This window comes from [Clostridium] cellulosi (genome assembly GCF_036762875.1).
GTDB classification, from domain to species: Bacteria; Bacillota; Clostridia; order Oscillospirales; family Ethanoligenentaceae; genus Ruminiclostridium_D; species Ruminiclostridium_D cellulosi.
Genome location: NZ_JBAIZF010000020.1, coordinates 81,147 through 96,919, shown reverse-complemented (window position 1 = coordinate 96,919; position 15,773 = coordinate 81,147). Strand labels below are relative to the sequence as shown.

Annotated in this window: 14 protein-coding genes and 1 riboswitch; of the genes, 10 read left to right on the top strand and 4 right to left on the bottom strand. The window is 40.8% G+C overall.

The features are described 5' to 3' along the window. Positions 1-196: 196 nt before the first annotated feature. From V6C21_RS06245 to coaC, 7 genes are all read left to right on the top strand, one after another. The gene (locus tag V6C21_RS06245) at positions 197-937 is read left to right on the top strand and encodes a JAB domain-containing protein (RefSeq protein WP_045085496.1); all 741 of its coding nucleotides are present in this window, start codon (positions 197-199) and stop codon (positions 935-937) included. Positions 938-1,040: 103 nt separating this feature from the next. Beyond that, on the top strand, positions 1,041-3,005 hold the full coding sequence (uvrB, locus tag V6C21_RS06240) for an excinuclease ABC subunit UvrB (protein ID WP_034835855.1): 1,965 nt from the start codon (positions 1,041-1,043) through the stop codon (positions 3,003-3,005). 70 nt (positions 3,006-3,075) lie between these two features. Beyond that, on the top strand, positions 3,076-5,901 hold the full coding sequence (gene uvrA, locus V6C21_RS06235) for an excinuclease ABC subunit UvrA (protein ID WP_479268590.1): 2,826 nt from the start codon (positions 3,076-3,078) through the stop codon (positions 5,899-5,901). A gap of 79 nt (positions 5,902-5,980) precedes the next feature. Continuing rightward, positions 5,981-6,469 (top strand): Cys-tRNA(Pro) deacylase, encoded by a 489-nt coding sequence (ybaK, locus tag V6C21_RS06230; RefSeq protein ID WP_034835849.1) that lies wholly within the window; start codon positions 5,981-5,983, stop codon positions 6,467-6,469. A gap of 387 nt (positions 6,470-6,856) precedes the next feature. Next, a complete protein-coding gene (locus tag V6C21_RS06225) occupies positions 6,857-7,624 on the top strand; it encodes a type III pantothenate kinase (RefSeq protein ID WP_479268589.1) in 768 nt (255 codons plus the stop codon). Positions 7,625-7,645: 21 nt separating this feature from the next. Further along, complete coding sequence (locus V6C21_RS06220) at positions 7,646-8,428, top strand: phosphopantothenoylcysteine decarboxylase domain-containing protein (RefSeq protein WP_479268588.1); 783 nt, start codon at positions 7,646-7,648, stop codon at positions 8,426-8,428. 7 nt (positions 8,429-8,435) lie between these two features. Beyond that, positions 8,436-8,981, top strand: a complete 546-nt coding sequence (gene coaC / locus V6C21_RS06215; protein WP_034835843.1) for a phosphopantothenoylcysteine decarboxylase — start codon at positions 8,436-8,438, stop codon at positions 8,979-8,981. A 228-nt stretch (positions 8,982-9,209) separates the two neighbouring features. Here the strand turns inward: coaC and V6C21_RS06210 are convergent, their stop codons facing one another. From V6C21_RS06210 to asd, 4 genes are read right to left on the bottom strand one after another with little or no spacing between them, the layout of a single operon-like run. Then, positions 9,210-9,677, bottom strand: a complete 468-nt coding sequence (locus tag V6C21_RS06210; RefSeq protein WP_034835841.1) for an ACT domain-containing protein — start codon at positions 9,675-9,677, stop codon at positions 9,210-9,212. Between the two features lie 2 nt (positions 9,678-9,679). After that, complete coding sequence (gene dapB, locus V6C21_RS06205; RefSeq protein ID WP_479268587.1) at positions 9,680-10,444, bottom strand: 4-hydroxy-tetrahydrodipicolinate reductase; 765 nt, start codon at positions 10,442-10,444, stop codon at positions 9,680-9,682. A 54-nt stretch (positions 10,445-10,498) separates the two neighbouring features. Beyond that, positions 10,499-11,389: a 4-hydroxy-tetrahydrodipicolinate synthase gene (gene dapA / locus V6C21_RS06200; protein ID WP_034835835.1), complete on the bottom strand. Its 891-nt coding sequence runs from the start codon at positions 11,387-11,389 to the stop codon at positions 10,499-10,501. Positions 11,390-11,443: 54 nt separating this feature from the next. Next, positions 11,444-12,523: an aspartate-semialdehyde dehydrogenase gene (asd, locus tag V6C21_RS06195; RefSeq protein WP_479268586.1), complete on the bottom strand. Its 1,080-nt coding sequence runs from the start codon at positions 12,521-12,523 to the stop codon at positions 11,444-11,446. A 174-nt stretch (positions 12,524-12,697) separates the two neighbouring features. Continuing rightward, a riboswitch (Lysine riboswitch) is annotated at positions 12,698-12,868 on the bottom strand. A 232-nt stretch (positions 12,869-13,100) separates the two neighbouring features. Here asd and queA point away from each other — a divergent pair. The 3 genes from queA (at position 13,101) to yajC (ending at position 15,757) form a co-directional block, all read left to right on the top strand. After that, entirely contained in the window at positions 13,101-14,126 is a 1,026-nt protein-coding gene (gene queA / locus V6C21_RS06190) for a tRNA preQ1(34) S-adenosylmethionine ribosyltransferase-isomerase QueA (RefSeq protein ID WP_479268585.1), read from the top strand. Positions 14,127-14,158: 32 nt separating this feature from the next. Beyond that, positions 14,159-15,289, top strand: a complete 1,131-nt coding sequence (tgt, locus tag V6C21_RS06185; RefSeq protein ID WP_479268584.1) for a tRNA guanosine(34) transglycosylase Tgt — start codon at positions 14,159-14,161, stop codon at positions 15,287-15,289. A gap of 114 nt (positions 15,290-15,403) precedes the next feature. After that, positions 15,404-15,757, top strand: a complete 354-nt coding sequence (yajC, locus tag V6C21_RS06180) for a preprotein translocase subunit YajC (RefSeq protein ID WP_479268583.1) — start codon at positions 15,404-15,406, stop codon at positions 15,755-15,757. Positions 15,758-15,773 lie beyond the last annotated feature (16 nt).

Sequence of the window (15,773 nt, the reverse complement as noted above, 5' to 3'; positions counted from 1 at the left end):
CCGAAATGATTTCAATACAAATTCGTTTATTCAACTGACATATGAATTATACCATAAAATAAGACAAACATTGTTTTCAAAGTAAATAATCGCATTCTGGTGCTGCTGTGTTAAATCTTTTCAAAAAATCGAATGTATTATATAATAGCAATAATAAAAGTTCCAATTTAATAGATGACAAAAAGGATGTGTCAGAATGCCTGATGCTAAAGAAAATGACACACAAATTCATAAAGGACATAGGGAAAGACTAAAAAAGCGCTTTTTAGCGGAAGGTTTAGATAATTTTGAACCGCACGCAGTGCTGGAAATGATATTGTTTTATTCTGTTCCGAGGCGTGATACAAACCCAATCGCGCACAACCTGCTGAAATATTTCGGAGGCTCTCTTATTAATGTATTTGACGCACCGATCGAGGAACTGATGAAAGTTGATGGAATTGGGCTCAACACTGCGACATTAATAAAACTTTTCCCGGAAGTCTGCCGCCGGTATTTGATGGAAATGCAGGAGACGGGGAGTATCGTTAAATCGTCAAAAGACGCAGCAAAATATTTTATCCCCCTGTTTATAGGCAGAACGAATGAAATGATCGCAGTTATGTGCATTGACGCGAAAGGGAAATTACTTTTCTGCAACACTGTTATAGAAGGGTCAATTAACGCTGTTGCAGTCGGTATAAGGCGTCTTGTAGAAATTGCGGTTCGTTATGCCGCAACCGATATGATAATATCGCATAACCATCCGGGTGGCGTTGCTATCCCTTCTGAACAAGACATAATATTAACAAAAAAGGTTTCGGATGCTTTAAAAACTGTTAATATAGATTTGCTTGACCACATAATAGTATCTGGGAAGGATTGGGTATCTCTTGCGGCTACACCTTCAGTGAGCGAAATTTTCCCGCAAAGGAACGGTTTTACAATTGCTAAATAGACTGACAATATGGTTAAAAACAATTAATTGAGATTATTTTGCCATAGAGCAAAGTTTATGATATAATATACAAACGAACGATGTTCCCTTTGGGAGTGAAGAAATGGATAAATTCAAACTGGTTTCAAAATACAGTCCCACCGGTGATCAGCCGGAAGCAATCGAAAAACTTACTAACGGCGTATTAAAAGGCTACAAAGAACAGACTTTGCTCGGTGTAACAGGTTCTGGCAAGACTTTTACGATGGCAAATATAATCGCAAATGTAAACAAACCTACTCTCGTGCTCGCACACAACAAAACGCTTGCAGCCCAACTGTGTAGCGAGTTTAAAGAATTTTTTCCCGAAAACGCGGTTGAGTATTTCGTGAGCTATTACGATTATTATCAGCCTGAAGCATATATTCCTCAGACAGATACGTATATCGAAAAAGATTCCTCGATTAACGATGAAATAGACAAGCTGCGCCACTCCGCGACCTCCGCGTTGTCGGAGCGGAGAGACGTTATTATTGTGTCCAGTGTTTCATGTATCTACAGCCTCGGTGACCCGATTGATTACCGAAATCTTGTCATTTCATTGCGTCCCGGCATGGTGCGAGACCGCGACGACATCATAAAAAAGCTTGTGGAAATTCAATACGAACGCAATGATATCAATTTCACCCGCAATAAATTCCGGGTTAGGGGAGATGTTCTGGAAGTATTTCCGGCGTATTCTGGTGATTCCGCAATTAGAATAGAATTTTTTGGCGACGAAATCGACAGAATTACCGAAATAAATACCGTGACCGGTGAAGTTAAAGGCGTTTTAAGCCATGTTGCAATCTATCCTGCTTCTCATTATATCGTTCCCCGCGATAAGATGGAAAGGGCGATAATGGAAATCGAGCAGGAGATGGAAGAGCGTATTGAATGGTTTAAAAGGCATGGCAAGCTTATAGAGGCGCAGCGTATCGAGCAAAGGACAAAATACGATATCGAAATGATGCGTGAAGTTGGTTTTTGCAGTGGCATCGAGAACTATTCGAGAGTGCTTTCGGGCCGTAAACCTGGGAGCGCTCCATTTACGCTGCTTGATTATTTCCCCGACGATTATCTTTTGTTTGTGGATGAATCACATGTCACACTGCCGCAGGTAAGAGGCATGTACGGCGGAGATAGGGCCCGAAAAAAGAATCTTGTTGACTACGGATTCCGCCTGCCTTCAGCATATGACAACCGTCCGCTTAACTTTGATGAATTTACGGAACGCATAAATCAGGTCATTTATGTCAGCGCTACGCCCGGCGAATATGAAAGGAGCAGGAGTGCCCAGATTGTCGAGCAGGTTATACGTCCGACCGGACTGCTTGACCCAGAAGTCAGCGTTAGGCCGACCAATGGCCAAATTGATGACCTTCTTTCAGAAATCAATAAACGCACAGCGAGAAAAGAGCGCGTACTGGTTACGACGTTAACTAAAAAGATGGCGGAAGATTTGACACGTTATCTTGATGGCATGGGTGTTAAAGTAAGATATATGCACCATGACATAGATGCAATCGAGCGTATGGAGATTATACGCGATCTTCGCCTTGGTGAATTTGACGTTCTTGTCGGTATTAACCTGCTTCGCGAGGGATTGGATATCCCTGAAGTGTCGCTTGTAGCTATTCTTGACGCTGATAAAGAGGGATTTCTGCGCAGTGAAACATCTCTTATTCAGACAATAGGCAGGGCGGCGAGAAACGCCTCTGGCTATGTCATTATGTACGCTGACAGCGTTACAGAGTCGATGGAACGCGCAATTAACGAAACTTTGAGGCGCCGTTCTATTCAGATGAAATATAATGAAGAACACGGCATAACGCCGAAAACTATCGTTAAAGACGTTCATGATATTATTGAGATTACTAAAAAAGAAGATACGCCTGATAGAAAAACATTTAAGAAGCTGTCAAAACGTGAACGTGAAGCCGTTATAAAGAAGCTCGAAAAAGAAATGCGAGAGGCTTCAAGAATGCTTGAATTCGAACATGCAGCATTTTTGCGCGATAAGATAAAAGAACTTAAGGGCAACGACTGACAGTTTGAGGCAGACTGTATGAATTAATCATAAATCAATATAGATAATCAAACAGAATGGAGCTTTAAAGATGACCCCAAATTCAATTAAAATTAAGGGAGCACGCGAACATAATCTTAAAAATATAGATGTTGAGATACCGCGTAATAAACTCGTTGTTTTTACGGGACTTTCCGGAAGCGGAAAATCCTCACTTGCTTTTGATACAATCTATGCCGAGGGGCAGCGCCGTTATGTAGAATCCCTTTCATCCTACGCTCGGCAGTTTTTAGGTCAAATGGACAAGCCCGATGTTGACTCCATTGAGGGCCTTTCACCCGCTATATCTATCGACCAGAAAACCACGTCAAAAAACCCCCGTTCAACAGTCGGGACAGTAACAGAAATTTATGATTATCTAAGGTTACTGTATGCTCGAATAGGCATACCGCATTGTCCAATCTGTGGTCGCGAGATCAAGCAGCAGACTATTGACCAAATTGTCGATAAGGTAATGGAACTTGAAACAGGCACAAAAATTCAAGTGCTTGCGCCTGTTGTCAGAGCACGAAAGGGAGAGCATGTAAAAGAGTTTGAGTCGGCACGGAAGTCAGGATTTGTACGCGTCCGTGTTGACGGCATTATCTATGATCTTTCCGAGGAAATAAAGCTTGAAAAGAATAAAAAGCACAATATTGAAATAGTTGTGGACAGGCTTGTAATAAAGCCTGAGATCCAAGGTCGCCTTACTGACTCTATTGAAACTGCATCTGGACTTTCCGGTGGATTGGTAATTATAGATGTAGTCGGCGGCGATGAAATCCTGTTTTCACAAAATTATGCATGCCCTGAGCACGGTGTCAGCATTGAAGAACTTGAACCGAGAATGTTCTCGTTTAACAATCCGTATGGTGCCTGCCCTAAATGCAGCGGCCTGGGTGTTTTTATGAGGATAGACCCTGATCTTATTATTCCGGACAAGAATCTGTCCATCAGGGAAGGTGCAATTAAGGGCAGCGGCTGGAATATGGGTGAAAGTTTTTCAATTGCGCAAATGTATTACGAAGGGCTTGCAAAGCATTACGGATTTTCGCTCGATACTCCAGTTAAAGATTTGCCTAAAAAAGTTATAGACGTTATTTTATACGGCACGAACGGCGAAAAAATCAAAATCGAGAGAAAAAGTGATTTTGGCAGTGGTACTTATTACACCGCTTTTGAAGGTGTTATTGGCAATCTTGAGAGACGATACAAAGAAACGTCAAGCGATTGGATGCGCGAAGAGATAGAATCTTATATGAGCGCAGAAAAGTGTCCGGAATGCGGAGGAGCCAGACTCAAAAAAGAGGTATTGGCTGTTACAGTCGGCGGAATGAATATTAATGATTTCTGCCATCTTTCGGTTACTGATGCACTCAAATTTATTGAAGGATTAAAACTGACAAAAAAAGAAGAGCTTATAGCCAACCGTATTCTCAAAGAGATAAAATCACGCCTTGGGTTCTTAAAGAATGTTGGGCTTGAGTATCTGACACTTGCACGCTCTGCATCAACACTCTCAGGCGGAGAAAGCCAGCGTATACGTCTTGCCACTCAGATAGGTTCATCACTTACAGGCGTCGTTTATATTCTCGATGAACCCAGTATTGGCCTACATCAGCGTGATAATGATAAGTTACTTGCAACCTTAAAAAATCTGCGCGATATTGGTAACACGCTCATTGTGGTTGAGCATGATGAAGACACAATGTACGCTGCAGACTGGATAGTTGATATAGGGCCGGGAGCGGGTATCCACGGCGGCAAGGTTGTTTGTGCTGGAACTGCTGAGGATATAAAGAAATGCCCTGACTCAATTACCGGCCAGTATTTGAGCGGAGTGAAAAAAATTGAAGTTCCGAAACATCGCAGAAAAGGCAATGGCAAATCGCTGGTTATAAGAGGCGCAAGGGAAAATAACCTTAAAGGAATAGATGTAACAATTCCTCTCGGTGAATTTGTCTGTGTCACAGGAGTTTCAGGGTCTGGCAAGAGTTCGCTCGTTAATGAGATTTTATATAAGAGCCTTGCTGTGCAACTGAACGGAGCAAAAGGAAAGGCCGGTGCTCACGATTGTATTGAAGGCGTCGAATATCTTGATAAAGTCATTAACATCGACCAGTCACCTATAGGAAGAACCCCACGTTCAAACCCTGCGACATATACTGGTGTCTTTTCAGATATTAGAGCAATTTTTGCGACGACACAGGACGCTAGAATGCGTGGATATAATGCGGGAAGGTTCTCATTTAACGTTAAGGGTGGCCGATGTGAAGCATGTCAGGGCGACGGAATTATTAAGATTGAAATGCACTTTCTGCCTGACATATATGTACCATGTGACGTTTGTAAGGGTAAACGCTACAACAGGGAGACGCTTGAAGTAAAATATAAAGGGAAAAACATAAGTGACATCCTGGATATGACGGTTGAAGAAGCAATGGAGTTTTTCGAAAGTGTACCAAAAATACACAGGAAGCTAAAAACTCTGTGCGATGTTGGACTATCATACATTAAAGTCGGTCAGCCCGCTACAACTCTTTCAGGCGGCGAGGCACAAAGAGTAAAACTTGCAGCAGAGCTGTCAAAGAGGCCAACCGGCAAAACAATCTACATTTTGGACGAACCTACAACCGGTCTCCATGCAGCAGATGTGCACAAGCTTATTGACGTATTGCAAAAGTTGGTTGATGCCGGCAATACTGTAGTTGTTATTGAACACAACCTTGACGTAATAAAAACCGCTGACTATATAATTGATTTGGGCCCTGAGGGCGGTGACCGCGGAGGCACAGTTGTTGTATGCGGAACTCCAGAAAAGGTCGCAAAATGCGAACAATCTTATACAGGAAAATATCTTAAGAAGTATCTTAATTAATATCTCTGGAGAACCAGCCTGTGTTTCTCAATGGGGTAACTTACGGTTGTTAATTCATTTGATGATCGGAAGCGAGTTTATGACAAAGACAAATGCAATGAGAATGTTAGATAAGGCCAAGATTCCTTACGAAACATTTGAATATGAGTTCAACGACGACGAATTGATAGGACTTCACGCCGCTGCACAGATAAAAACGCTCACACCAGCACAGTGTTTTAAGACACTTGTTACACGAGGTGAGAAAAAGGGCATACTTGTCTTTTGCGTTCCCGTAACTGCTGAACTTGACCTCAAAGCAGCTGCGGCAAACGCAGGGGACAAGAGAGTTGAAATGATACATGTCAAAGAATTATTTGGCATAACAGGTTATATTCGCGGCGGCTGTTCGCCAATAGGTATGAAAAAGAAATATCCCACCTTTATTGATTCAACTGCTCAAAATTTCGAGAAAATAGCAATAAGCGGCGGCAAGCGTGGATTGCAGATAATATTAAATCCAAAAGATTTAATAGAATTTGTAGGCGCAATACCTTGCAGCATTACTAAGCAATACGATTTAAGATAAAATCATATGTAATGGTATATAACTTTACAGTAAAACATACAGCAGTGATAGGTACAAAATATGTACTTATCACTGCTTTTCTTATTAGACCAAGTCTGGAAAGACTTGATTTTAATGTATTAGTAACATATAATACCTTTATATAGTATTTTTAAAATGATTCTACGACAGTATCTTCAGAACTGTACGTAGTATCTCACAGTAGAATATCGTTTCATTTAGATTCTGCTTTGATCCTTAGCGACAAAGACAGAGATAAACCAATATGGAATGGCATGGCGAAATTATGTCTTTTTCGTCTGCAAGGGATCTGTTTATCCAGGATTGAGCAGATGAAAAAGGCATTTTATTTTATTCTGTTACGACATCTATGGGGAGAAGCACTTCATGTTTATTGCGATCAATATTGGTAATACAAATACTAAAATTGGGCTTGTTAAAGATCAGGAGATTTTTATTTTACAAGAGCGAACTGAAACGCTTAAGACAGCACAAGATTTTGAAAGGGCGCTTTTTGCCTTAATATCTCAGCATGAGGTAGAGAGTTGCAAACTTGATGGCTCGATTCTTGCATCTGTAGTGCCGGAACGAACGGAACCATGCATTAATGCGCTTACGACTTTTGTTGGGGAAAAGCCTATAGTGATTGACAAGCATATAAAAACCAGTGTTGATTTTTCTAATTACGGAGGCTTGCTCGGTAGTGACCGTATCGCTGTTTGCGTTTCTGCTTGGAATAGATGTAAGGCACCTTTCGTTGTGATTGACATGGGAACCGCGACAACATTCAATGTTGTTGATCGGAACGGTGTTTTTCTTGGGGGCGCGATACTCCCAGGCCTGCAAATGTGTCTTGAATCAATAAACCGAAAAACTGCTCAAATCCCTAAAATAGATTTTGGGAAGCAAACAAAAGTTATAGGTCATAACACGGAAGAGTGCGTATTATCTGGAGCTTATTACGGAACAGCGGCAATGTTGGATGGCTTAGTCAAAGATATAGAAGAATCAATAGGCGAAAGTGTAAATGTAATCCTGACGGGCGGCAGCGCAGATGTAGTCAGACCGTACATAAAAACAAAAGTAATATATGAGCCGGATTTGCTTATGCATGGATTGGCTGATATATATTTGGCTAATAGGCGAGATTTTTAATCTATTTTTGGAGGGTAAAAATTGAATGTTCTGATAACAGCCGGAGGTACGACAGAGAATATTGATCCAGTGCGAAAAATTAAGAATACAGCCACTGGAAGATTAGGCAGTTTTATAGCAGAAGAGTTTGTAAGGCAAGGCAAAAATAAAATTAGTAATATCTTTTATGTCTGCGAGAAAGGCACCATAATTCCAAATTTGCCTTGCTTGAAAGTCAATTTGGTATCGGGTGTAAATGAAACAAAGTGTACTCTAACTAAACTGTTAACTGATAATAAAATTGATGCAGTAATCCATTCGATGGCTGTTAGTGATTATACTGTTGACAGTGTGACCACAGTTGACGATCTTGCGGAATTTATTTCTCAAAAGCTTTTTTCTCATAAGGAAGATTTTCAGACCGAAAGGTCACTTACTGAATTTATCACTGGCTGCATAAAAGAGAATAATAGACTGCTTGACAATGATAAGAAGATTAGTTCAAATGTCAATAACCTGATGCTACTTTTGAAACAGACACCGAAGCTTCTTAGCATGATAAAAAAGTTGCAGCCATCAGCGATACTGGTTGGTTTTAAATTGCTGAGCGGTGTCAAAAAACAATATCTCATTGATGTAGGGTATGAATTGCTGCAGAAGAATGACTGCGATTTTGTTCTTGCTAATGATTCACTGAATATTAGTAATGATCATCATATTGCGTATCTTATATCACCAGATAAATCGTATATTCAGTTTCAGTCTAAAGAGGAAATAGCACATGGGATTGTCCAGAAAATTTTGAATATGGTAGACAAAAGGTAGGAGTGTTATGAAGAATATCATATTAGGTGTAACTGGAAGTATAGCCGCTTATAAGGCTGCAGATATAGTTAATATACTTACGAAGGATGGATATAACGTCGACGTGATTATGACAAAAGGGGGAATGGAGTTTATAACCCCGCTTACGCTTCAAACACTTTCAAAAAACAGAGTATACACAGATGTATTTCAAGAAGACTACCCAATGGAAGTAAAGCATATCTCACTTGCAAAGAAAGCGGATTTACTTCTTGTAGCACCTGCCTCAGCAGACATAATCGGGAAAATAGCAAACGGAATTGCAGACGATATGCTAACTTCCGTAATTTTGGCGATAAGAAATATCCCGCGTTTAATTGCACCTGCTATGAACACCAATATGTATGAAAATCCAATTGTTCAAGACAACCTCAAAAAGCTCAAAAAATATGGATTTGAAATAATCGAACCTAAAGAGGACAGGCTCGCCTGCGGCGATCTTGGCAAAGGAGCATTGGCAGACGTCGATACAATAGTAAATACAGTGAAGAGTTTTCTGAATGATAGTAATTAACCCATAAAAAATGTCCGGAACGCTTAGGTTCCGGACATTTTTGCAAACATTATTAGGAAAAAGGTAAAGACAGTAGTGTAAAGGCAATAACATTTACAGATAAATAAGTGCCTAAGGGAAGACACAGAGGAAGGTTATGTGAGCGGAAGTACGAAAAAACAGGAATGAATGCTCGCCAAAATTAAAAAAGAAGCAGTTATGCATAAAGCGTAACTGCTTCTACATTACTTATTGCAGGTCAAATGCTTTTAACAGCCCTTCATAAGCAGTTTCAAAATCTGCTTTTGGGACAAGGATAGAAATATCAACCTCAGAAGTTGTAATCAGCCTTACATCAACTCCGAGTTTTGCAATAGCATCAAATGCTTCCGCAGCAACACCCGGTATACTACGCATTTCGTCACCGTAAATAGATATCTTGCAATTACCGGAACTTATATCAGATTTCAGTTCTGGGTTGTTATTTCTCAGAACAGCGAACAATTCAAGAATGTTCCCGAGATCGTCACCAGAAACGGTAAATGAAAGGCTGATTCTGCCTCCCTGCGGAGCGGTTTGGGAAATCATATCAACATTAACTCCGCGCCCGGCAATCATCTTGAACACTCCAGCTATAAATTTGATATCGGCCGGTGAATTTCTAAGCGTAATCAGCGCCACGTCTTCTAAAGTGCTAATCTTGGTGACTGTACCCATTGTTACCCTCCTATAGAAGCGATGAGGTCGCTCATATTATATAATCCGGGTTTGCTTTTTGTCAGAAAAATAGCAGCATTAACTGCACCGACAGCAAAAATCTGCTTTGACATTGCAGTGTGCTTAATTTCTATTACTTCGTCCTTTCCGGCAAACAGAATATCGTGTTCTCCCACGATTGTCCCGCCGCGGATAGAATGAATTCCTATCTCATCTTTTGAACGCTTTTCCCGCGAAGAGTGTCTGTCAAAAATATACTCCGGCTTATGTTCAAGCACAGAAGATATACTGTCAGCGATCATAAGTGCTGTACCACTTGGAGCATCAATTTTCTGATTGTGATGCTTTTCAATGATTTCAATATCAAAATCCGGTGAAAGCACCGCGGCAGCCTTTTTAGCGAGATTCAAAATAAGATTTACTCCGAGTGACATGTTTGCGGAGAAAAATATCGGAATTTCTTTTGAAGCTTCCTTTATAGCTTCAATTTGCTCGTCAGTCATACCGGTCGTTGCAATAACAGCGGGTATCTTATTCTTTTTTGCAAAACTCAAAAGCTTTGACAGGAAAGAAGGGTGTGAAAAATCAATGATGACGTCTGCTTTTCCATCGAAATGGTCAGGATCGGATACGACCGGAAATGGTTCTTTTATATCGCTGTCAATATCAAAGCCGGCTACAATTTGACAATCATCTCGTTCTGAGACTACATTTGATACGACATGACCCATTTTTCCATTGCATCCGCTTAAAATAATTCTTACCATTCAATGCACATCCTAACAATAAAAAGCTTGAAATCATCTAATTTATAATAAGGTTTAAGAAATGAGATTATGCTTCTTAAGTTCCTCTTTAAGTACTGCAATATTTTTCTCTTGCATCCGGCAAAGAGGCATACGGCAATTGCCTACACCAAATCCCATAAGGTTTAGAGCTTCCTTTACAGGAATCGGATTGGTTTCACAGAACAGTGCTTCAATAAGCGACATACAATCAAGTTGGAGCTTTTTAGAGCCTTCTACGTCACCGCTGAAGAATTTTGCACAAATTTCATGCGTTTCGCGCGGCATTATATTTGACAGAACCGAAATTACGCCTTTTCCACCGAGAGAAAGAATCGGAACGATTAATTCATCACTGCCAGAGTAAATATCGAGGTTGTCGCCGCACAGTGAAGCTGTTTTCGCAACAGATGTTATATTGCCGTTTGCCTCTTTTGCGGCAACAATATTCGGATGTTTTGAAAGTTCATAATATGTTTCCGGTTTTATGTCAAGGCCTGTTCTGCTTGGGACATTGTAAACAATCATCGGCAGGTTGACTCTATCAGCTATATATGTAAAATGGCGGACAAGTCCGGCCTGAGTAGTCTTGTTGTAATAGGGTGTGACAAGCAAAAGAGCATCGGCGCCGGATTTCTGTGCTTCAAGGGAAAGTTCAACTGCATATCTTGTATCATTGCTGCCTGTTCCAGCTATAACAGGAACACGTCCTGCAACCTTTTTAACCGTATAGTCGATTGCTTTTGTATGCTCTTCATGCGTTAGTGTAGCAGATTCGCCGGTCGTACCGCATATGACAATTGCGTCAGTTCCATTATTGATTTGAAAGTCTATCAATTCACCGAGCTTTTCATAGTTTACCGAAAAATCGTCATTCATAGGCGTTACAATCGCAACAGCAGCGCCTGTAAAAATTGTCTTTTTCATTAGAAAAAGCCTCCGAATAAATAATTAAATTGGCCACGAAAAATAAATACAAAATCAGTCGATATAGCCTTCTTTGCAAAGGAGCTCCGCCATAAGTATGCCGCCGCCGGCAGCACCGCGGATTGTATTATGAGAAAGGCATACAAATTTAACGTCGTACTGAGTGTCACGGCGCAGACGCCCTATTGATACAGCCATTCCGCCTTCAAGATTGCGGTCAAGTTTCGTCTGCGGCCTGTCGTCTTCTGCGAAATAGTGCAGGAACTGTTTCGGAGCACTTGGCAATTCGAGTTCCTGAGCTCGGCCCTTAAATGAAACCCATTTATTAATAATCTCATCAAGTTCTGGTTTTTTCTCAAAGCTTGCAAATACCGCTGCGAGATGTCCATCAGAAACAGGAACGCGGATGCACTGGGTCGTGATAGATGGAGTTGTTGTCGGAACAATAACACCGTCTTTTATGCTGCCCCAGATTTTTAACGGCTCTTTTTCTGATTTTTCCTCTTCGCCGCCGATATAAGGAATTACGTTATCTACTATGTCGGGGAAAGTTTCAAATGTTTTGCCTGCGCCAGAAATTGCTTGATATGTACAGGCCAATGCCTTTGTAACACCGAACTCCTTTAGCGCATTGAGTGCCGGAACATAGCTTTGAAGGGAGCAGTTACTTTTAACCGCGATAAACCCGCGCTTTGTTCCGAGTCGTTTGCGCTGAAAAGGAATAATTTGAGCGTGATCCGCATTAATTTCAGGAATAATCATTGGCACATCAGGTGTAAAACGGTTTGCGCTGTTGTTTGAAATTACGGGACATTCTGCTTTTGCATAAGCTTCTTCAAGAGATTTTATCTCGTCTTTTTTCATATTTACAGCACAAAATACAAAATCTACACTTGAAGCAATTTTCTTAAGGTCGGCAGAAGCATCTAAAACAATCTTGTTTTTTAAATTTTCAGGAATTGGGACCGACATAGCCCATTTGTTTCCAACAGCCTCTTCATAGGTTTTGCCGGCCGATCTTGCGCTTGCAGCAAGAACTTCAATATCAAACCAAAGATGATTTTGAAGAAGGGTTGCAAAACGCTGGCCAACCATGCCTGTTGCTCCGATTATACCGACTTTGTATTTTTTCATTAATATTCCTCCATAACGTAATTTAATGTTACTAAATTGCTCACAAAAATGCTTAAATAAAATGTTGCCAATTGATTTAAAATTGATTACAATAAAAAAACCGGTTGAAAACCGGCCTTTCATGCAATATAATATAAAAGCTGACGCTATGTGCCAGTCTATGGTGTATGCACAATAAGCGATAGCTCTTCATCATTGCATGATGACAGTCGGTTGGCTATTGGCCAAACAACCAGGCAATCTGTTGCCAGCAGATCCCTTCGGCGTTTTTACCTTTCACTATACATCACTAGCTCTGGCAGCTTCAGTATAGTTACTCTTTAAAAACGCGCCTCTATCACATTATATGCCAAAATAAAAAAGCAGTTATGTATTATTTTCATTATTAAAATTCAGAAAATAATACTTTGCTAAAATATTTTTTATTTATATTATCATTTTACCGCTCTTATGTCAAACATTTTGGATTAAAATTTATTGCAGGTTCAAACATTTATATCGTTTATAGCAATAAATGATGTAGCAAATATGAAAATGTTCGACGGTCAATTATGTGCGGCTGTTTTAGGAGGAGAATATGAAAAAATCGGACTTTTATTACGACCTACCTGAAGAGCTTATTGCTCAGGAGCCACTTAAACAGCGTGACGCCTCAAGGCTAATGACACTAAACAGGAAAACAGGTGAGACAGGAGACTATCATTTTTATGATATCGTAGACATGCTGAACCCCTCGGACTGTCTTATTCTTAACGACTCCAGGGTACTGCCGGCGCGTATCTATGGAGTCAAGGAAGGGACAGGAGGCCATATAGAATTTCTCCTTTTGACACAAAAGGGCAAAGATACATGGGAAGTGTTGCTTAAACCCGGACGTATTGCAAAACCGGGAGCAAGGTTTATTTTTGCAGACGGACTTCTGAAGGCAGAGATCCTTGAAATTGTAGAAGGCGGCAACAGGATAGTTAAGTTTACTTATGACGGAAATTTCTTTGAATTGCTTGAGAAAATTGGGGAAATGCCGCTTCCGCATTATATTAAACATAAACTTGAGGATAAAGAGCGTTACCAAACTGTTTATTCAAAAAAGCCGGGTTCGGCCGCGGCTCCTACTGCCGGTCTGCATTTCACGCCTGAACTTCTTGAACGCATAAAAGCCAAAGGTGTAAAAATTGGATTTGTTACCCTTCATGTTGGAGTAGGAACTTTCAGACCAGTCAAAACTGAAAATATAGAAGACCATGTAATGCACTTTGAGCATTATGAGCTGCCGCAAGAAACTGCTGATCTTATATTGGAGACTAAAAAGAAAGGCGGACGAGTCATAGCGGTTGGTACCACAAGCTGCAGGACTCTTGAAACGGTTGCTCATCTTGACGGCGGAATAAAGGCTTCAGAAGGTTGGACAGGCATATTTATTTATCCTGGTTATGAGTTCAAAGCGATAGACGCGTTGATTACTAATTTCCATTTGCCGGAGAGCACTTTAATTATGCTTGTTTCAGCTTTTGCAGGCAGGGAACATGTATTAGCAGCTTACGAGAAAGCCATCAAAGAAAAATATCGGTTCTATAGCTTTGGCGACGCTATGTTTATATACTGATTTAAAATATTCGCGGAGGATAATAAACATTTATGTTTGAACTTATAAAGATGGAGGGCAGAGCCCGCAGAGGTAGGTTAAAGACTGTTCATGGAGAGGTTGAGACGCCTGCCTTTATGAATGTTGCTACAAGTGCCGCTATAAAGGGCGGCATATCAGCGCTTGACCTTGTTGGGTTAAAGTGTCAAGTTGCCCTCTGCAATACCTATCATCTTCATCTGCGGCCTGGCGATGAGGTTATTCGCGATCTCGGCGGGCTGCACAAGTTTATGAACTGGCAAAGGCCAATTCTCACCGACAGCGGTGGTTTTCAAGTATTTTCTTTATCCTCTCTCAGAAAAATTACAGAAGAAGGCGTGCATTTCGCCTCGCATATTGACGGGCGCCGGATTTTCATGGGCCCTGAGGAAAGCATGAGGATACAGGCAAATCTCGGTTCAACGATTGCAATGGCCTTTGATGAATGTGTGGCTAATCCTGCAGAATATGAATATGCAAAAAAATCCTCGGAGAGGACTATAAGGTGGTTATACCGCTGCAAAGAAGAGCTTGACAGACTTAAAGCGGATGGCGTTGCTGTAAATAAAGAACAGATGCTTTTTGGCATAAATCAAGGTGCAACATATGATGACCTGCGCATAGATAATATGAAAAAAATTGCAGAACTTGACCTTGATGGATATGCAATAGGAGGACTGGCTGTCGGCGAAAGCGCGGAGGAAATGTACCACATTATAGATTGCGTTGAACAATATATGCCGCAGCATAAAGTACGCTATCTTATGGGAGTAGGTACACCGCTTAATATTATTGAAGCCGTGGCGTTGGGTGTAGATATTTTCGATTGTGTAATGCCAAGCCGTAATGCCCGCCATGCGCATGTATTCACATGGTCCGGCAAGCGGAATCTTATGAATGCCAAATATGAAAGAGATACGTTGCCGATAGATCCTGAATGTGATTGCCCGACATGCCGGAACTTTTCGAGAGCCTATATACACCACCTGTTTAAGGCACAGGAGATGCTGGCAATGAGGCTGTCGGTTATGCATAATCTTTATTTCTATAATACGCTGATGCAAAAGATTCGGGATGCATTAGACAATGGAACCTTTAATGAGTTTAGAAAACGTGTTTCTGAAAAAATTGATAAACGTATTTGAAATATTTCTTTGAATTTAGTGGTTCACAAGTCTTGCCATTGGGGAAAAATATGTTTATAATAAAGTGTACTTATGCTGTTTGAGCGGCATATAAATTCGGGGGTGTGAAATTTAATGATGTATTTTGAAAACCTTGTTGTCGGTGCGGCCGCCTCAGCGTCAACCTCATCAGCAGCAACTAATGAAAATACGGCTGCTGCCATGTTGGTGACCTTTGGTCCTCTTATCTTAATATTCGTCTTGTTTTATTTTTTCTTTATAAGACCGCAGCGCAAGAAGGAGAAAAAAGTACAGGAAATGCGCAATTCGCTGCAAGTTGGCGATAATGTAACAACTGTCGGTGGAATTATTGGGCGTGTTGTTTCAATAAAGGAAGACTCTGTTGTTATTGAAACTGGTGCCGACCGCAATAAGATCCGTATTAAGAAATGGGCAATTCAGTCGGTTGAAACAATTCATGATGATTGATTTTGTTAAATAGAAA